This is a genomic window from Sphingobium indicum B90A, assembly GCF_000264945.2.
Classification (GTDB): domain Bacteria; phylum Pseudomonadota; class Alphaproteobacteria; order Sphingomonadales; family Sphingomonadaceae; genus Sphingobium; species Sphingobium indicum.
The window spans coordinates 1,562,362-1,581,128 of the sequence record NZ_CP013070.1; the positions used below are offsets into that span (position 1 = coordinate 1,562,362).

14 protein-coding genes are annotated in these 18,767 nt (G+C 65.6%); 10 read left to right on the plus strand and 4 right to left on the minus strand.

Going from position 1 to position 18,767, the window contains the following annotated elements; translation table 11 throughout:
• The first annotated feature begins 42 nt into the window (after window positions 1-42).
• The 5 genes from rpoD to SIDU_RS07600 all read left to right on the plus strand — a co-directional run bounded on the left by rpoD (window position 43) and on the right by SIDU_RS07600 (window position 5,432).
• Window positions 43-2,088, plus strand: coding sequence for an RNA polymerase sigma factor RpoD (gene rpoD / locus SIDU_RS07580; protein WP_007683302.1), 2,046 nt, complete (start codon window positions 43-45; stop codon window positions 2,086-2,088).
• A gap of 158 nt (window positions 2,089-2,246) precedes the next feature.
• Window positions 2,247-2,945: a DUF6975 family protein gene (locus tag SIDU_RS07585; protein WP_020818870.1), complete on the plus strand. Its 699-nt coding sequence runs from the start codon at window positions 2,247-2,249 to the stop codon at window positions 2,943-2,945.
• Between the two features lie 66 nt (window positions 2,946-3,011).
• The gene (locus tag SIDU_RS07590) at window positions 3,012-3,857 is read left to right on the plus strand and encodes an AAA family ATPase (RefSeq protein WP_007683305.1); all 846 of its coding nucleotides are present in this window, start codon (window positions 3,012-3,014) and stop codon (window positions 3,855-3,857) included.
• Between the two features lie 38 nt (window positions 3,858-3,895).
• Window positions 3,896-4,309, plus strand: a complete 414-nt coding sequence (locus SIDU_RS07595; RefSeq protein ID WP_025161101.1) for a GFA family protein — start codon at window positions 3,896-3,898, stop codon at window positions 4,307-4,309.
• A gap of 94 nt (window positions 4,310-4,403) precedes the next feature.
• Window positions 4,404-5,432 carry a hypothetical protein gene (locus SIDU_RS07600; protein ID WP_007683307.1) on the plus strand — a complete coding sequence of 343 codons (1,029 nt, stop codon included), beginning with the start codon at window positions 4,404-4,406 and terminating at the stop codon, window positions 5,430-5,432.
• A gap of 402 nt (window positions 5,433-5,834) precedes the next feature.
• On the opposite strand, the gene SIDU_RS07605 is transcribed toward SIDU_RS07600, so the two are convergent.
• Window positions 5,835-7,199, minus strand: coding sequence for a methyl-accepting chemotaxis protein (locus SIDU_RS07605; RefSeq protein WP_007683308.1), 1,365 nt, complete (start codon window positions 7,197-7,199; stop codon window positions 5,835-5,837).
• 140 nt (window positions 7,200-7,339) lie between these two features.
• Here SIDU_RS07605 and SIDU_RS07610 point away from each other — a divergent pair, with 140 nt between their 5' ends.
• Window positions 7,340-8,515 (plus strand): vWA domain-containing protein, encoded by a 1,176-nt coding sequence (locus tag SIDU_RS07610; protein ID WP_007683309.1) that lies wholly within the window; start codon window positions 7,340-7,342, stop codon window positions 8,513-8,515.
• Here the strand turns inward: SIDU_RS07610 and SIDU_RS07615 are convergent, their stop codons facing one another.
• Entirely contained in the window at window positions 8,516-9,604 is a 1,089-nt protein-coding gene (locus SIDU_RS07615) for an anhydro-N-acetylmuramic acid kinase (protein WP_025772715.1), read from the minus strand.
• A gap of 168 nt (window positions 9,605-9,772) precedes the next feature.
• Between SIDU_RS07615 and tyrS the strand changes: the two genes are divergently transcribed.
• Window positions 9,773-10,990: a tyrosine--tRNA ligase gene (gene tyrS, locus SIDU_RS07620; RefSeq protein ID WP_073507130.1), complete on the plus strand. Its 1,218-nt coding sequence runs from the start codon at window positions 9,773-9,775 to the stop codon at window positions 10,988-10,990.
• Window positions 10,991-11,066: 76 nt separating this feature from the next.
• Complete coding sequence (locus SIDU_RS07625) at window positions 11,067-11,420, plus strand: PilZ domain-containing protein (RefSeq protein WP_007683312.1); 354 nt, start codon at window positions 11,067-11,069, stop codon at window positions 11,418-11,420.
• Here the strand turns inward: SIDU_RS07625 and SIDU_RS07630 are convergent.
• Complete coding sequence (locus SIDU_RS07630) at window positions 11,392-12,483, minus strand: mechanosensitive ion channel family protein (protein WP_007683313.1); 1,092 nt, start codon at window positions 12,481-12,483, stop codon at window positions 11,392-11,394. The genes SIDU_RS07625 and SIDU_RS07630 overlap by 29 nt on opposite strands.
• A gap of 182 nt (window positions 12,484-12,665) precedes the next feature.
• On the minus strand, window positions 12,666-14,729 hold the full coding sequence (gene recG, locus SIDU_RS07635) for an ATP-dependent DNA helicase RecG (RefSeq protein WP_007683314.1): 2,064 nt from the start codon (window positions 14,727-14,729) through the stop codon (window positions 12,666-12,668).
• An 85-nt stretch (window positions 14,730-14,814) separates the two neighbouring features.
• Between recG and SIDU_RS07640 the strand changes: the two genes are divergently transcribed.
• Both SIDU_RS07640 and mfd read left to right on the plus strand, forming a co-directional pair.
• Window positions 14,815-15,084, plus strand: a complete 270-nt coding sequence (locus SIDU_RS07640) for an FAD assembly factor SdhE (RefSeq protein ID WP_007683316.1) — start codon at window positions 14,815-14,817, stop codon at window positions 15,082-15,084.
• Window positions 15,085-15,194: 110 nt separating this feature from the next.
• Window positions 15,195-18,659 (plus strand): transcription-repair coupling factor, encoded by a 3,465-nt coding sequence (gene mfd / locus SIDU_RS07645; protein ID WP_007683318.1) that lies wholly within the window; start codon window positions 15,195-15,197, stop codon window positions 18,657-18,659.
• Window positions 18,660-18,767: the final 108 nt, after the last annotated feature.

An 18,767-nucleotide genomic window follows, 5' to 3' on the forward strand; every position in this document is an offset into this window, starting at 1 on the left:
TTGGATCGCCCCTTCACGGGGCGGCGGAATTAAGGCGAATAAATGGCGAGCAAGGCGAACGGCAAGGGTGCGGGCGAAGATCAGGATACCGGCGATGCGCCGCTGCTGGATCTGAACGAGGCGTCGGTCAAGAAGCTGATCGCCCGCGCGAAGAAGCGTGGCTACATCACCTATGACGAACTGAACGACGCGCTGCCGCAGGACCAGATGTCCTCCGAACAGATCGAGGACATCATGTCCGCGCTCAACGAAATGGGCGTCAACATCGTCGAGAATGAGGAAGCCGGCGAGGACGGGGACGACCAGCGCGACGACGGCGACGACGACAGCGCGGACGACAGCGCCGATGATGACGGCTCGCCGCGTCCCGTTACCGAGAAGAAGAAGGAAACGGTCGACCGCACGGACGACCCCGTGCGCATGTACCTGCGCGAAATGGGGGCCGTGGAACTGCTCAGCCGCGAGGGCGAGATCGCCATCGCCAAGCGGATCGAGGCGGGCCGGGACACGATGATCCTGGGGCTGTGCGAAAGCCCGACCACCTTCAACGCGATCATCGAATGGTCGACCGCCCTCAACAATGGCGAGATGCAGTTGCGCGAGATCCTGGATCTCGACGCGATGCTGTCGAAAGATCCGGCCCCGGAAAATCTGGAGGAGGGCGCCGAGGACGACGATGGCGAGATCAGCGAGAAGACCGCCGGCCCCAGCTTCAAGGAAGAGGAGGAGCCGGAGGAGGAATCCGCCGATACCGACGAGGATGAGGACGGCCTGACCGAGCGCCGCGCCCGCCGGATGGAGGAGGAGGAAGAGGAGGACAACACCCTTTCCCTCGCCCAGATGGAAGAGACGCTGAAACCGATGGCGCTGGAGAAATTCGCGACCATCACGGAGATTTTCCGCACCTTCTCCAAGGCGCAGGAATCGCGCATGGCCGCCATGGCCAATGGCGAGACGCTGAGCCAGAAGGCGGAGGACGACTATCAGGAACTGCGCGAGCAGCTCACCGCCGAGGTCGAAAGCGTCCAGTTTCACCAGCAGAAGATCGAATATCTGGTCGACCAGCTCTATGCCTATAACCGGCGCCTGACCGCGCTGGGCGGGCAGATGCTGCGCCTGGCCGAGCGGCACAAGGTCAGTCGCAAGGATTTCCTCGACCGCTATGTGAACCATGAGCTGGACGATGGCTGGCTCGACAAGGTGTCGGGCTTGGACAAGAAGTGGACGGCCTTCGCCGCTGCCGAGGGACGCGCCGTGGAGCGCATCCGCGTCGAGGTGAGCGAGATCGCGCAGGCGACCGGCATGTCGCTTTCCGAATTCCGCCGCATCGTCAACATGGTGCAGAAGGGCGAGCGCGAGGCGCGCATCGCGAAGAAGGAAATGGTCGAGGCGAACCTGCGCCTCGTCATCTCCATCGCTAAAAAATATACGAACCGCGGCCTGCAATTCCTTGATCTTATTCAGGAAGGCAATATCGGCCTGATGAAGGCGGTCGATAAGTTCGAATATCGGCGCGGCTACAAGTTCAGCACCTACGCCACCTGGTGGATCAGGCAGGCGATCACCCGATCCATCGCGGACCAGGCGCGGACCATCCGCATCCCGGTCCACATGATCGAGACGATCAACAAGCTGGTCCGCACGTCCCGCCAGTTCCTGCACGAACAGGGTCGCGAACCGACTCCGGAGGAGATGGCCGAGCGCCTGTCCATGCCGCTGGAGAAGGTGCGCAAGGTGATGAAGATCGCCAAGGAGCCGATCTCCCTGGAAACGCCCATCGGCGACGAGGAGGATTCGCATCTGGGCGACTTCATCGAGGACAAGAATGCGATCATCCCGGTGGATGCGGCGATCCAGGCGAATCTCAAGGAAACCGTCACCCGCGTCCTTGCATCGTTGACCCCGCGCGAGGAGCGCGTGCTGCGCATGCGTTTCGGCATCGGCATGAACACCGACCATACGCTGGAGGAAGTGGGCCAGCAGTTCAGCGTGACCCGCGAACGCATCCGCCAGATCGAGGCGAAGGCGCTGCGCAAGCTGAAGCACCCCAGCCGCAGCCGCAAGATGCGCAGCTTCCTCGACCAATAAGGGCGTATCGGCAGGCCGAGGCCGGGATACGGCGGAATGATCCGAAAGGGCGGCTTTTGGCCGCCCTTTTTTACTGGCGTAAACTCCTCTTTTACCTCGACTCTCTACGGTCGCGGAATGTGGCTCCGCTGGTTGTCCGGCGCGTGCAGGGGAAGATGATGAGCGAAGCAGCACCGCGCTATCAATTTGGCGATGTATCGCAGATTCTGGACGCCGTGGTCGCCGCCGACGGCACCGCCGGCCATGGCTATGCCAGCGGCGCGCGGGCGAGTTTCGGGCCGAATGCCGCGCTGTCGCTGCCCGACCTGGCGGACGCGGCCTATTATCTCTGCCTGCTCCATGGCCGTCATCCCGGCGTGATCGACCATGCCGCCACGCGCTCTGCCGACAATGCGGCGCGGGCCTGGCTGGTCCAGGCGGCCGACGCTTTCGCGCGGGAACGGGCCTATCTGACCCAGGTGACGGTCGCCGTCGGTCCCGCTCCCAGCACCGCGGGGCAGAGCGATTGCGAAACCGTCGTCAGCCAGCAGCGCCACGCGCTCGACATGCTGGCCCAGTCGGACCGGCGCGGCTGCGCCATGGGGGCGGCCATCGCGCTGGTGCTCGACTGGCGGGCGGTGCGGCACGTGCTGGACATCGCCGCGATTCGCGTCGGGCTGGAACCCCATCTCTGCGACCTTCCGGATCGCGCCGCGACGCTGGAGGTCGCCAGGCAGATCGGCGGCGACGACGCCATCGACCGCGCCATCCTGTTCGGAACGCGCCAGTTGCTCAACCAGCATCGCGGGCTGTGGGACGTGCTTCAGGCCCGCGCCGGGATCCGCGCCGGCAAGGATCAGACGCTGAACCGCGCATAAAGGCTTTGCGCTCCTCCCCTGCTTTGCCATAGTTGGCGCGACGCAGGCAGGATGAGAAACAGGAATATGCGGTTCGAAGGCACGCAGGATTATGTCGCCACCGACGATCTGAAGGTCGCGGTCAACGCTGCGGTGCTGCTTCGCCGCCCCCTGCTGGTGAAGGGGGAGCCGGGCACCGGCAAGACCGTTCTGGCGCAGGAAATCGCCAAGGCCCTGGACGCGCCGCTGATCGAATGGAACGTCAAGTCGACGACCAAGGCGCATCAGGGCCTTTATGAATATGACGCCGTCGCCCGGCTGCGCGACGGCCAGCTTGGCGACCAGCGCGTTCACGACATCGGCAATTATATCCGCAAGGGCAAGCTGTGGGAGGCGTTCACATCCCCCACCCTTCCGGTGCTGCTGATCGACGAGATCGACAAGGCCGACATCGAATTCCCCAACGACCTGTTGCAGGAACTCGACCGCATGGCCTTCCACGTCTATGAAACGGGGGAGACCGTGGCGGCGAAGGAACGGCCGGTGGTCGTCATCACCTCCAACAATGAGAAGGAACTGCCCGACGCCTTTCTGCGCCGCTGCTTCTTCCACTATATCAAATTCCCCGACCGGGAGACGATGCAGGCCATCATCGACGTGCATTTCCCCGGCATCCAGAAGATATTGGTCAACCGCGCGCTGGAGATTTTCTACGAAATCCGCGAAGTTCCCGGCCTCAAGAAGAAGCCCTCGACCAGCGAACTGCTCGACTGGCTGAAGCTGATCCTGGCGGAGGACATGCCGCTCGAGGTGTTGCAGGACCGCGATCCCACCAAGGCGATCCCGCCGCTGCACGGCGCCCTGCTCAAGAATGAGCAGGACGTCATGATGTTCGAACGGCTGGCCTTCATGGCCAGGCGGCAGGGACGGTAGGGGCCGCTCCCCTCCCGCCCATCGGAAAGGCCCGAACCATGCCTCATCAAGCCGGATGCCTGTGCGGAAGGGTGCGGATAGCCATCGACGCGGAACCCCTGGCGGCGCGCATGTGCTGGTGCCGGCTCTGCCAATATCTGGGGGGCGGATCGGGGACCGTGAACGTCTGCTTCCCGTCCGACAAGCTGACGGTCACGGGCGAGGTGCGCTGGCATCACAGCATCGCGGACAGCGGCACGGCGATGCGGCGCGGCTTCTGCCCCGAATGCGGCACGCCGCTCTTCAGCCTGGCCGAATCGCGCCCGCACCTGAGCTTCATCCGGGCGGGAGCGCTGGACGATCCCGATCTTCTGGCCCCTCAGGCGGTCATCTGGACCGACGCAGCGCCCGATTGGGCGCATCTGGACCCTGATCTGCCCCATTATCCGGCACAAATCCCTCCCATAGCCTGAAAGGCCGCTTGCGCCGCCGGTGCATTTCGGCTCAACTTCCCTTCTGACATTCAAAGCCGCGAAAAGACGGCCATGAATTTAGGGAAGGATGCCAATGCCCAAGCGTGCGTTGTCCCTTTTATCGGCGGTGCTGGCTTTGTCAGCGCCCGCATTCGCGCGCGCGGCCGAGGAACGGGAAGCCTGGACCACCACCATTACCGACCTGCGCGCCGACGCGGCCGGGATCGGCATGCCGCAAAGCGTCGCCGGCCTGTCGCTGTCCAAGAGCGGGGAGGTTTCCCACGGCGGCAAGGGGATCGACAATTACGCGCAATATCTGTCGGACGACGGCGCGATCCAGGCGACGCTCTATGTCTATCTGCCGAGCTATGCCGACGCCTCGCTGGCCGCCTATATGACGGACAAGGCCGTGACGGAGCGCTTCGGCGCCAGGACGCGGCGCACCGCCTATGCCAGCGTCGCCGTGGCGGGTCATGCCGATGGCGCCATCCGCGCCGTCTATGACGATGCCGCCGACGGCGCGCTCACCACCGCCGCGGCTTTCCTGCACGTCGGGCGATGGCTGGTGAAGCTGCGCGTCACCGGGCCGACGGAACGGCGGAAGGAAGTGCTCGCCGGGCTGGACGGGATGCTGGCCGGACTCCGCTTCGACGACTCCTCCTCCATCCATGCGACCAAGCCCGCAAGGCTGACCGCCTGCCCCGCCGCCGACGCCGGCGAAGCCCGGCTGACTCAACGATCCGCCGCCGCCCCCGTCGACGTCGCCCTGCCGCGCGAAGGGCGGGAGGCCCTCTGCATCCGGGGGAAGGTCGATACCGCCGACGGCAGCCTCGACATCCTCCAGCAGGCCGGCATCGCCTACGGCGCGATCATCGTGCCGGTGGACGATGCGGGCACGGTGATGGCGTTCGACCCGGCCGAAGCAGGCCGCGGCTACAGGCTTTCGATCCATTCGGTGGGGCAAACCGATCTCTACGGCGTCTATGACAAGGTGCCCAGCGCGCGGCAGATGGCCCAGATACTGGACGGAAAGGATCCGCAGACCGCGCAGGCGGGGGCGACGGCGGCTTACACCGCCAACGGCCAGATGACGGTGCGAACTGCGGACGCGAAGCTGCGTTAGTTCCGAGCGATGGAAGCCGATTGCCGGTTTAGGCGGCGCAGGCAAATTCGAAAATGGCGTGATATGGCCAGTTGCGGACCTAAAATCCTCCCTACGCGCAGCGTGGGGAGGGGGACCGCCGCTGAAAGCGGTGGTGGAGGGGAAATACGCAGATCGTGCCCCATTCCCCTCCACCAGCCTGCGGCTGGTCCCCCTCCCCATCTATCGATGGGGAGGAATAGGATAGGTCCGCTTTCCACCCAAAATCATTCATTCCGGCGAATGTTGAATTTGTCCACGCCGCCGGAGAAATGGCGGAAAACATCCGTCATGCCGAACTTCATTTCGGCGCGACACGGCTTTCCGGGCAATGCCTTGGACGAAATCGCCTGCCCATGAAATCGGGACAAACCGCCCCGCAACTCAGATCAGATAGCCGACCTCATAAAGCCCCCAGCGCCTCCCGCCGAACATCAGCGGCACGAACACGCTGCGCAGCGCCCGGTAACGTCCCTCGCCCAGATCCTGGCGGTAGGTGAACAGGAAGAAGTCCCCGTCCCCGTCCAGGGCGCGGCGGGTCTGGCTGTCCATGAAAATCTGCCGGTTGCGCGCATGTTCCATGTTCCAGCGCGCCTGGCCGAGCCGCTGCGGCTGGCTGCGCGCGCTGATATGGGTCGGCAGATAACCGTTCATGTCGATCAGGCAACAGCCCACTATGGCGCTGTCCTGCGCCGTCCGCCGGTCGAGCAGGGGCTGCACGAAGCGGTCGGCAAAGGCGGTAAAGCCATTTTCATATTGCGTCGGCTCGGAACCGGGCAGCGGCCGGTATGCGGTATCGAACAGGCCGGCCATGTCCAATTCCCCCTGCGCCAGCGCCCCTTCGATCAGCGCCTGCAGCTCCTCCGCCCCCTCTTCGGCGAAGGCGATATAGCGGCTGTTGCGCGTGACATGGCCGCTATGCGCCGCCGTGTTGAGCATGGCATTGGCCATGCCCTCCAGCCGCTCCAGATGGCCGCGCGCCGTTTCGACGCGGGTCGCGCTTTCGGTCGCCGACTGGCTGAAACGGGCAAGTCCCTGGCGCAGCGCCGCCACGTCGCCGTCGGCCTCGTCCGTGCAGGTGACGATCGTGTCGGACCGTTCCCCGAATTGCGTCACCAGCGAAGCGATTTCGGCCATGCTGACGCGCAGCGTGTCGATATGCGAACCGACGTCGCGGCCGCGCAGGATATTGGCCTCCACCCCGCCGATCAGTTGCCGGGCGTCGCGGTCGAGCAGACCCAGCTTGTCGCCCACCGATGCCGCCGACTCGCCCGCCTGCTCGGCCAGCCGCCTGATTTCGTCCGCCACCACGGCAAAGCCCTGCGTCGCTTCGCCGCCGCGGGCGGCCTCGATCGCTGCGTTGACGCCCAGAAGGCGCGTCTGCCGGGCGATGGCGCCGAGTTGCCCTGAAATGTCGCCCACCGTCTCGATGACGTCCAGGAACTGGCGCAGATGGCCTTCAAGGCCGGTCACATTCTCGATCAGTTCCGTCACCTGGCCCAGGGAACGGCCGATGGCCTCATGCCCCTGGGCGATGATCTGCCCCGCGCGGCGGGCGGTGAGGCTGAGTTCCTGGGCCGCCAGCACGCTTTCATTCTGGCTGACCGCCAGCGCCTGCATCGTCGATTGCAATTCGACCAGATGCGCCGAATCGTCATGGATGCGGCGAGTCAGTTCGCCCAGGAAGCCAGCCGTTTCGCTGCATTGCAATGCGATGTCGCCCGATCGTTCCCCCAGGTCGGTCAACAAGTCTAGATTTTCCAATGATCGCTGCCCTATTCCGCCCGATATGGATACTGCCTTGTTAACGATGCATTGCAACACTTAACATTCCGACAACGCGGGGGTGCTTGCATGATCGATCAAGCTGGCGGACAAGGGACGCCATCATGATGCTCAACTTTCTCGATGCGCTGCGCGCTGCCGGCATTCCCGCCGGCATCAAGGAACATCTGCTGCTGCTGGAGGCGCTGGATCGCGACGTCATCGGCCAGCGGCCGGAGGATTTCTATTATCTCGCCCGCGCCACCTATGTGAAGGACGAGGGGCTGATCGACCGCTTCGACCAGGTGTTCGCCCGCGTGTTCAGGGGCGTGCTGGGCGCCGAGGGCGTCGAGGCGGAAATTCCGGAGGAATGGCTGCGGCTGGTGGCGGAGAAGTTCCTGAGCGCGGAGGAGATGGAGAAGATCAAGTCGCTGGGCAGCTGGGACGAGATCATGGAGACGCTGAAGAAGCGGCTGGAGGAGCAGAAGGGGCGTCATCAGGGCGGCAACAAGTGGATCGGCACCGGCGGCACATCCCCCTTCGGCCATGGCGGCTATAATCCCGAAGGCGTGCGGATCGGCGGCGAGAGCAAGCACAAGCGCGCCATCAAGGTGTGGGAAAAGCGCGAATTCGCCAATCTGGACAATCAGAAGGAACTGGGCACCCGCAACATCAAGGTGGCGCTGCGGCGGCTGCGGCGCTTCGCGCGGGAGGGCGCGGCGGATGAGCTGGACCTGGACGAAACCATCCGGGGAACGGCGCGGCAGGGCTGGCTCGACATCCGCATGCGGCCGGAACGGCACAATGCGGTGAAGCTGCTGCTGTTCCTGGACGTGGGCGGATCGATGGACCCGTTCATCACGCTATGCGAGGAACTGTTCTCGGCCGCGACCAGCGAATTCAAGAACATGGAATTCTTCTACTTCCACAACTGCCTGTACGAGGGCGTATGGAAGGACAACCGCCGCCGCTTTTCGGAACGGACGCCGACCTGGGACATACTGCACAAATATGGGCATGACTATAAGGTGATCTTCGTCGGCGACGCGGCGATGAGTCCCTATGAGATCAGCCATCCCGGCGGGTCGGTCGAACATATGAACGAGGAGCCGGGCGCGACCTGGCTGGGCCGCGTGCTGCATACCTATCCGGCTGCCGTGTGGCTGAACCCCGCGCAGGAGGCGCATTGGGGCTATAGCCAGTCGACCATGATGATCCGCGAGATCATGAACGGGCGCATGTATCCGCTGACCATCGACGGGATAGACGGCGCGATGCGGGAATTGACGCGCAAACGGTGATCAGGCCGGTTCGAAGAGGACGCCCCCCGTCAGCGGTTGCGGCGCGCCGGTGGTGCCGGGGAAGCTGATCGGCAGGCCCTTCATGTGGCGGACGGCCATATAGGCGAAACCCTGCGCCTCCAGCGCGTCGCCATCCCATCCCAGCTCGTCCACCGGCCGCACCTCCGCCCCGCTATAGCTGCCCAGCATCCGCATCAGCGTCGCATTGCGGCGCCCGCCGCCGGCGACATAGATGCGCTTCGGCCGCTCCGCCAGATGGTCCAGCCCCCGCGCCACGGCGGCGGCGGAAAAGGCGGTCAGGGTCGCCGCGCCGTCCGCCAGGGAAAGGTCGCGCACCGCCTCGATGGCGAAGGCCTCGCGGTCTATGCTCTTGGGCGGAGGGACGGCGAACCAGGGGTCGGACAGCATATCGGCCAGTCGTTCCTCATCCACCCGTCCGCCTGCCGCCGTCTCGCCATTTTCGTCGAAACCCCGGTCGCCACGGGCCTGCATCCAATTGTCGATAAGGCCGCTCGCCATGCCGGTGTCGAAGGCGACGATCTCCCCATTGGAGCCGATGGCGGTGATGTTGGCGACGCCGCCCAGATTGAGGACGGCGACCGGTTTGGGCAGGTCGTGCGCCAGAGCGCGATGATAGACGGGAAGCAGCGGGGCGCCCTGCCCTCCGGCTGCGACGTCGGCGCTGCGCAGGTCCGCGACCACCGGGATGCCGAACGCACCCGCCAGCGCCGCGCCGTCCCCGATCTGCCAGGTCCAGCGGCGTTCGGGGCGGTGGGCGACGGTGTGGCCGTGAAAACCGATGACGGCGATGTCCTGCGTCACATGGCCGCTGCGGGCCAGCAGGTCCGACACCGCCTCGACATGGAACTCCGTCAGTTCCTCCTCGACCGCGTGGATGAGCGGTTCGAAGCCGGGCTTTTCCATGGTCATTGCCCGCTGGCAGGCTTCCGCGAGGCGAAGGCGGAAGCCGTCATGATAGGGCATGGCGTGGAAGGCGACGCCCTTGTTCGCGCCTTCGCCGTCGGTTTCGATCAGGGCGGCGTCTATGCCGTCGCGGGAGGTGCCCGACATCAGGCCTATTGCCAGCATTTCCATTTCCTCCGTTCGGGCTGCGACTTGTTCCTTCTTTAGAGAAGTGGAGGGCTTCGACAAGCATGCCCTGAGCCTGTCGAAGGGCTCAGCCCGAACGGGGTGGGATCAGCTTGCCCCATGAAGCCCTTTTCGTGTCGGTTAGCCGATGCTACAGGGCGCGGCATCATGACCAGCTATTCCTCCGACCTGCTCCGCCTGCTCGACGCGCGCGGCTATATCCACCAGTTGACCGATGCGGAGGGGCTGGACGCGCTCGCCGCCAGGCAGGTCGTGCCGGGCTATATCGGCTTCGATCCCACGGCGCCCTCGCTGCATGTCGGCCACCTGGTGTCGATCATGATGCTGCGGCAGTTGCAGAAGGCCGGGCACAAGCCCATCGTCCTGATGGGCGGCGGCACCGGCAAGATCGGCGACCCCAGCTTCAAGGACGAAGCGCGCAAGCTGTTGACCACAGACGCCATCGCGCAGAATGTGGCGAGCATCAAGCGGGTGTTCGAACGGTTCCTGACCTTCGGCGACGGGCCGACCGACGCGATCATGCTCGACAATGCGGAATGGCTGGACCGGCTGGAATATATCCCCTTCCTGCGCGACATCGGCCAGCATTTCTCGGTCAACCGGATGCTGAGTTTCGATTCGGTGAAGCTGCGGCTGGACCGGGAACAGTCGCTCAGCTTCCTGGAATTCAACTATATGATCCTCCAGGCCTATGACTTTCTGGAACTGTCGCGCCGTTCGGCCTGCCGGTTGCAGATGGGCGGATCGGACCAGTGGGGCAATATCGTCAACGGCGTCGAACTGACGCGCCGGGTGGACGGCACGCAGGTGTTCGGACTGACGACCCCGCTGCTCACCAATGCGGACGGCACCAAGATGGGCAAGACCGTGGGCGGCGCGGTATGGCTCAACGAGGACCAGCTTTCCAGCTATGATTACTGGCAGTTCTGGCGCAACACGGCCGATGCCGACGTCGCCAACCGGCTGCGGCTGTTCACCGACCTGCCGATGGACGAGGTGGAGCGGCTGGCCGCCTTGCAGGGCGCGGAGATCAACGAGGCGAAGAAGATCCTGGCGAACGAGGCCACGGCGCTCTGCCGCGGCGCCGATGCCGCCGCAGCGGCTGCGGAAACGGCCCGGCGGACCTTCGAAGAGGGCGCGTCCGACGCCAACCTGCCGACCGCCAGCCTTGGCGCCGAAGGGCTGAACATCGTGCAGGGGACGACCGCGCTGGGCTTTGCCGCCTCCAACAAGGAAGTGCGGCGGAAGCTGGCGGAGGGCGCGATCCGCGTCAATGGCGAGGTGGTGAGCGACCCTGCCCTGCCGTTGAAGGCGGGGGACAAGCTCAGCTTCGGCGCGAAGAAGCACGGGCTGATAACCGCCTGAAATCAAAAGAGCCTTTAAAGGGCTTTAACCATGGAATTTAAGGAAGAGGCCATCTTCCTCAGCCTATCCTGCGAACATGCCTTCGGTGTTCGCAAGCCTTTCCCACCTGAACCAGTCGCGGGATAGCGCCGTCAACCAACGGCGCGCGCAGCGCGACCTGGTCGATATGGTCAGCCATATCACGGCGCAGGGGCGGACCCATGGCACGCGGATCATCAACATCTCCGCCCTGGGACTGATGTGCCGGACGGAGGCGCCCCTTGGCATGGGCGAACGGGTGACGATATGGCTGCCCGTGGTGAAGGATCATGCCGCGGAAGTGCGCTGGTCGGAGGATGGGCGGATCGGCGTCGAGTTCCTCAAGCCCATCGAACCGCGGGTCTATGAGGCCATGCTGTCGCTCATTCCGCCGCGCCAGACGGCCTGGTAAACGCCTTTCCCAGATCGTCCCCCGCCTCCAGCCGCTGCCGCGATCGGACCAGCGCCTGCGGCATGCGCGTCCGCAGGAAATCCATCATCGCCTCCCGCACCTCGCAGCGCAGGTCGAAGGCTATGCCCGCATTCCTGGCGCTCAGCAGGCCGCGCAGCTCCAGCGCATCGGCGCGCTGGTCGGTCACCTGCAATATCGCGACGCGCCCGTCCCAGCGGCTGTTGGCCTTGACCGCCTCGATGAACTTCGCCCGGATCGCCTCTATGTCCGCGGCGGGATCGACATAGAGGAAGACGGTGCCGAGCAGGTCGGAGGTTTTCGTCGTCCAGTTCTGGAACGGCTTTTCCAGGAAATAGGAAACAGGCACGATCATCCGCCGGTCGTCCCAGATGCGAACGACGACATAGGTCAGCTTGATGTCCTCTATCCGGCCCCACTCTCCCTCGACGATCACGACATCGTCCAGCCGGATCGGTTCGGAAAAGGCCATCTGGATGCCGGCGATCAGGTTCTTGAGCGCGGGCTGCGCCGCCGCGCCGACCGCCAGCCCCGCCAGCCCCGCCGACGCCATCAGCGTGACGCCGACGCTCCGCACGCCGGGGATGGCGATCAGCATCAGCGAGACGATCAGGAATCCGACGATGAACTGCGCCACGCGATAGAGGATGCGGATGCGGGTATGCTGCCGCCGCGCCTTCAGATTATCCTCCACGCTGATGTCGCTGCGGCGCTCCAGGATGATGCGTCCCGCCCGCATCAGGGAAAAGACCAGCCAGCCCATCAGCAGGATGAACAGCATTTTCGATCCGATGGACCAGATCGCCTCCACATTCGGGCTGAAGGTCAGCGGCTGGATGCCCGCCGCCAGCGTCATCAGGACGATCAGCCAGCGGCTGGGGTGGTAGAGGGCGGGAAGGATCACCGGCTCTATCCGCATCCGCCGGACGATGCGGGTCGCCAGCCAATAGGCCAGCCAGTGGAGCAGGAAGGCGACGGCGACGGACAGGCCGATGGAGATCGCCGCCATTGACGTGACATGGTGCAGGCTGATGTCGGATTGCATGGCCGTGCAACGACAGGGCGGCGGGATGGTTTCGCGGGTGCGGCAAGCCGTTGCTTCCACAATGCGCGCGACAATCCCTCAAACCCCTGCCGTGCTCCTGCGAAGGCAGGAATCCAGTTCCGACGCCGCCAGCCGCAAAACCGCCTGAACTGGACTCCTGCCTTCGCAGGAACGCCACGTTCCTAGCCGCTGCGCAGCAAACCCACCGCCGCGTCGCGTTCGAAGAGGTAGAGGCAGATCCTGGCCGCCTGCCCCCGCGCCTCGCTCAGTCCCCCATCGCGGTCGATCAGCAGATGCGCGTCGTCCCGCGCCGGATCGAGCAAGGCGGAGAGATGCTCCGGCGTCGCCAGCTTCAACTGCTGCTCGCCCGACTGGCGCGTGCCCAATATCTCCCCCGCGCCCCGCAGGCGCAGGTCTTCCTCGGCTATGCGGAAACCGTCATTGGTTTCCCGCATCAGGGCCAGCCGCGCCCTGGCGGTCTCGCTCAGCGCATTGCCGCGCAGCAGGATGCAGACCGACTGGTTCTGCCCCCGCCCCACGCGCCCGCGCAACTGGTGAAGCTGCGCCAGACCGAAGCGGTCGGCCCCTTCGATGATGATGAGGTTGCTTTTGGGAACGTCGACGCCGACCTCGATCACGGTGGTCGCCACCAATATCTTCGCCCGGGCGGAGGCGAAGGATTCCATCGCGGCATCCTTTTCCGGCCCCTTCATCCGGCCGTGCACGATGGCGACGCGCTCGCCGAAACGCGTCCGCAGCGTTTCCGCCCGCGCCTCGGCGGCGGCAAGGTCGCTATTCTCGCTTTCCTCGACCAGCGGGCAGACCCAATAGGCCTGCCCCCCGCCCTCCACATGGCGGGCCAGCGCCTCCACCACTTCGTCGAGACGCCCGGAGGACATGACGACGGTCTGGATCGGCTGCCGGCCCGGCGGCATCTCGTCCAGGCGGGATACGTCCATCTCGCCATAATAGGTGAGCGTCAGCGTGCGCGGGATCGGCGTGGCGGTCATCACCAGCAGGTGCGGCGCGCGCTCCGCCTTGGCCGCCAGCATCATGCGCTGCGCGACGCCGAAGCGATGCTGCTCGTCGATCACCGCCAGGGCGAGGTTCTTGTATCGCACCGCATCCTGGAAGATGGCGTGGGTGCCGACCAATATGTCGATGCTGCCGTCCGCCAGTCCCATGAGGGTGGATTCGCGCGCCTTGCCCTTTTCGCGCCCGGTCAGGATGGCGATATTCACCGGCAGGCCCGACGCCATCCCGCGCAGCGTTTCATAATGCTGGCGGGCAAGGATTTCGGTCGGCGCCAGCAGCGCGCCCTGCGCCCCCGCCTCGACCGTGTTGAGCAGCGCCATCAGCGCGACCAGCGTCTTGCCCGACCCCACATCGCCCTGCAACAGGCGCAGCATGGGCACGGGCTGGGCCATGTCGCCCTCTATTTCCATGAAGGCGCGGCTCTGCGCGTCGGTCGGCGCGAATGGCAGCTTGAGCATGGCGCGCAGCCGGCCGTCCCCGGCAACGGGCACGCCCCTGCGCCTGCGGGACGACTGGCGCACCAGCATCAGCGCGAGCTGGCCGGCGAATATCTCGTCATAGGCGAGCCGCTCGCGGGCCAGCGCGTCCGCGGGATCGGCATGGATGCGCTGCAGGGCCTCCCGCCATCCCGGCCAGCCCTTGCGGGCGAGCAGGCTGGGTTCGATCCATTCGGGCAGTTCGGGCGCGCGGGCCAACGCCTGCGCCACCAGGTCGCGCAGGCGATTGTTGGTCAACCCTTCGGACAGGCCATAGACCGGCTCGCGCGCGGGAATGGTGGCGGCTTCCTCCGGCGGCAGGACATGGTCGGGATGCACGATCTGCAGATTGTCGCCATAGGCCTCCAGCTTGCCGGAGACGAATTTGGGTTCGCCCAGCGGCAGCAGCTTGCGCGGCCAGGCGCTGTTGCGGCCGAAATAGACCAGCGCGACGCTGTTGCCGTGCCGGTCCTGCGCGATCACGCGGAACGGGGCGCGGGCGCTGCCGGAGGCGCGATAGTCTGTGGGCGTCAGCGTGATGCCGATGACCCGGCCTGAATCGCCTAGCATCAGTTCGTCCACCATGCGGCGGTCGACAAAGCTGACCGGAAGGTGGAAGGCGACGTCGACGGCCCGCGCCAGGCCCAACCGCTCCAGCGGTTTTGCCAATGTGGGACCGACGCCTTTCAGCGCCTCGATTTCGGTGAAGAGTGGGTTGAGGATGTCGGGTCGCATGGCTATCTGCATGCGTCTAGCCCAGCCGGGACGATGCGCAAACATCCGATCGGCAATTTCGCCATGCTCGTCCAAGGAACAAATTGTGAACGAAGACCCTCGCATCCGCCGCCTGCAATTCCGGGCCTGGCATCGCGGCATCAAGGAAGCGGACCTCGCGGTGGGCGGATTTTTCGATCGCTACCATGCGGAATGGGGCGAAGAGGAACTGGATTGGTTCGAACGGTTTATCGAGGAACAGGATGCCGACATCATGGCCTGGGCCCTGGGCACGCTGCCGCTGCCGGAACAATGGCGCGGGCCGATGTGGGAAAGGTTCGCGAAGATGGATTTCGTGGAGATCGGGAAGAAGTAGCCTCACGCTCCCCTTCCGCAGCGGAAGGGGCTGGGGGTGGGCCTGCTCCACCGCCGTTGCAACGCCCACCCCTAACCTCTCCCGCTTGCGGGAGGGGGACTGAGTAAAGAATGACCGACCTTCTCAAGATTCTCAAAGCCTCCGCCCCGATGACCCTTTCCGGCGTGCCGGCCGGTTTCCAGCCCTGGCTGCTGGCGGACATCGCGCGGGCAGCCCCGTCCCGCACCCTGTTCGTCGCCCCTGACGAACAGCTCATGCGCGCCGTGGCGGATACCGCGCATTATTTCGCGCCGGAGATCGAGATCGTCGAAATCCCCGCCTGGGACTGCCTGCCCTATGACCGGGCCAGCCCTTCGCTGCGCACCGCCGCGGCGCGGCTGGCGGGCCTCTACGCCCTGCAAGGGAGGCCGCGGGGGCCGCAACTCGTCCTCACCACGCTCAACGCCCTCACCCAGCGCACGCTGACGCCGTTCCGCGTGCGGCAACTGGTGGCGAAGCTCGCGCCCAAGGAACGGATCGCGATCTCCCGGCTGGCGGACATGTTGCAGGCCAATGGCTATGTGCGCACCGACACCGTGCATGACCGGGGCGAGTTCGCCATACGCGGCGGCATTGTCGACCTGTTCCCCGGCGGCGAGGAACAGCCGCTCAGGCTCGATTTCTTCGGGGACGAGATAGAGACGGTGCGCCGCTTCGATCCCGCCGACCAGCGGACCAGCGGCAGCGTCGAGGGCTTCACCCTGCTCCCGGCGTCGGAGGCTTTGCTGGACGAGGAGACGATCAAGCGTTTCCGCGGCCGCTATCGCGAGATTTTCGGCGCCACGGCCACGGGCGACCCGCTCTATCAGGCGGTGAGCGACGGGCGCCGCCTGCAGGGCATGGAACATTGGCTGCCGCTGTTCGAGGAACGGTTGGTGCCCCTGACCGACCATCTGGGCGACGACAGCCTGATCCTGCTGGACCATGGCGTGGCGGGCGCGGCGGAGGCGCGGTTCGAGGCGATCAGGGACTATCATGCGAACCGCGCGGCGGCGAAATCCTCCGATCCGGGCGCCTATCGGCCGCTGGAGCCACGGGCCCTCTATCTGGAGGCGGAGGAATGGGCCGCCCTGGCGCGCGACTGGCCGATGCACGCCACCACCCCCTTCCATGAACCGGAGAGCGCCTCCGTCCTCGACTTCGCAGTGGATGGCCCCCGCGACTTCGCGCCGGAGCGGGCGCAGAACGCCAATGTCTATGAGGCGGTGAGCAAGCATATCGCCGCGCTCCAGCGGACAAAGAAGAAGGTCGTCATCGCCAGCTATTCGGGCGGGGCGCGGGAACGGCTTTCCGGCCTGCTGGCCGATCATGGGCTGAAGCGGATCGCGGCGGCGGACAGCTGGCAGGAGGCGCTGGGCATCGCGGCCGGGGGCAGCACGGTGCTGACCGTCCTGCCGCTGGATCATGGCTTCACCGCGCCCGACGTGGCGGTGCTGACCGAACAGGACATGCTGGGCGACCGGCTGGTGAGGCGGGCGAAGCGGAAGAAAAGCGCGGACGCTTTCCTGGCCGAACTGGCGACGCTCTCGCCCGGCGATCTGGTCGTGCACATGGACCATGGCATCGGCCGCTATGAGGGACTGACCCAGATTCCCGTCGCCAAGGCGGCCCATGATTGCGTCGCGCTGGAATATGCGGGCGGCGACAAGCTCTATGTGCCGGTCGAAAATCTGGAGGTTCTCTCCCGCTACGGCTCCGAAAGCGAGGGTGTCAGCCTGGACAAGCTGGGCGGGGAGGCCTGGCAGCGGCGCAAGGCGCGGATGAAGGAACGCATCCGCGAGATTGCGGGCGAACTGCTCAAGACCGCGGCGGAGCGCGCCCTGCGGCCCGCGACCGTGGCGGAACCCGACAGCGCGGGCTATCCCGCCTTCGTCGACCGCTTCCCCTATCAGGAAACCGACGATCAGGACCGGGCGATCAGCGACGTGATAGAGGATCTGGGCGCGGGCAGGCCGATGGACCGGCTGGTCTGCGGCGATGTCGGCTTCGGCAAGACGGAGGTCGCGCTGCGCGCCGCCTTCGTCGCCGCGATGGCGGGGATGCAGGTGGTGGTGATCTGCCCGACCACCCTGCTCGCCCGGCAGCATCACATGAATTTCGAGGAGCGTTTCCGGGGTTTCCCGGTGAAGATCGGCCGCCTGTCCCGCCTGGTGCCGGACAAGGAGGCGAAGGCGGTGAAGGCCGGCCTTGCCGACGGAACCGTCGACATCGTGGTGGGCACCCACGCGCTGCTGGCCAAGGGGCTGGAGTTCAAGCGGCTGGGCCTCGTCATCGTGGACGAGGAGCAGCGGTTCGGCGTGACGCACAAGGAACGGCTGAAGTCGCTCAAGACCGACGTCCACGTGCTGACGCTGACGGCGACGCCCATCCCGCGCACCTTGCAGATGGCGATGTCGGGCCTGCGGGAACTGTCGGTCATCCAGACGCCGCCAGTGGATCGCCTGGCGGTGCGGACCTACATCATGCCGTGGGACGGGGTGGTGATCCGCGAGGCACTGCTGCGCGAACATTATCGCGGCGGCCAGAGCTTCTTCGTCGTGCCGCGCATTTCCGACCTGACGGAGATCGAGGAATTTCTCCGCACCGAAGTGCCCGAAGTGCGGCCGGTGGTCGCCCATGGCCAGATGAGCGCGACGGAGGTGGAGGAACGCATGGCCGCCTTTTACGACAGGCGCTACGACGTGCTGCTCTCGACCACCATCGTCGAAAGCGGGCTGGACATCCCCTCCGCCAACACGCTCATCATCCACCGGGCGGACCGCTTCGGCCTGGCGCAGCTCTATCAGCTTCGCGGGCGGGTCGGGCGGGCGAAGACGCGCGCCTATGCCTATTTCACCACGCCAGCCAACCGGGTGATCACCGAAACGGCGGAAAAGCGGCTGAAGGTTCTGTCCGACCTGGACACGCTGGGCGCGGGGTTCCAGCTTGCGTCGCACGACCTCGACATACGCGGCGCGGGCAATCTGGTGGGCGACGAGCAATCCGGCCATATCAAGGAGGTCGGGTTCGAACTCTACCAGTCGATGCTGGAGGACGCGATCCTGGAGGCGAAGGCCGGCGGCGCGGGGCTGGAGAAGGCGCGGGAGAGCTTCTCGCCGCAGATTACCGTCGACGCGCCGATCCTCATTCCGGAGGATTATGTGCCCGACCTCGACCTGCGCATGGGCCTTTACCGCCGCCTCAACGAAGTCGAGGACCGGCAGGGGCTGGAGGCCTTCGCCGCCGAACTGATCGACCGCTTCGGCAAGCTGCCTCCGCCGACGCAAAACCTGTTCAAGATCATCGAGATCAAGCAGAATTGCGTCGCCGCCAATATCGCCAAGATCGACGTCGGGGCGAAGGGCGCGCTGGTCAGCTTCTTCGAGGACCGCTTCCCCCGGCCGGAGGGTTTGGTCGCCTATATCCAGCGGCTGAACGGCGTGGCGCGGTTGCGGCCCGACAGCAAGGTCGTGGTGAACCGCGCCTGGGCCGATCCGGCGGCGCGGCTCAATGGCGCGCTGCAGCTTTCCAAGGGGCTGGCGAAAGCCGCGGCCTAGGGTGTGTCGACAAATTCAAGATCCGCCAGACCGAGTGTTCTTGGGTGAATAAGCGAACATTCCCCTATCCGTCGCCCGGGCTTGACCCGGGGTTCCGCTGCCTTGACC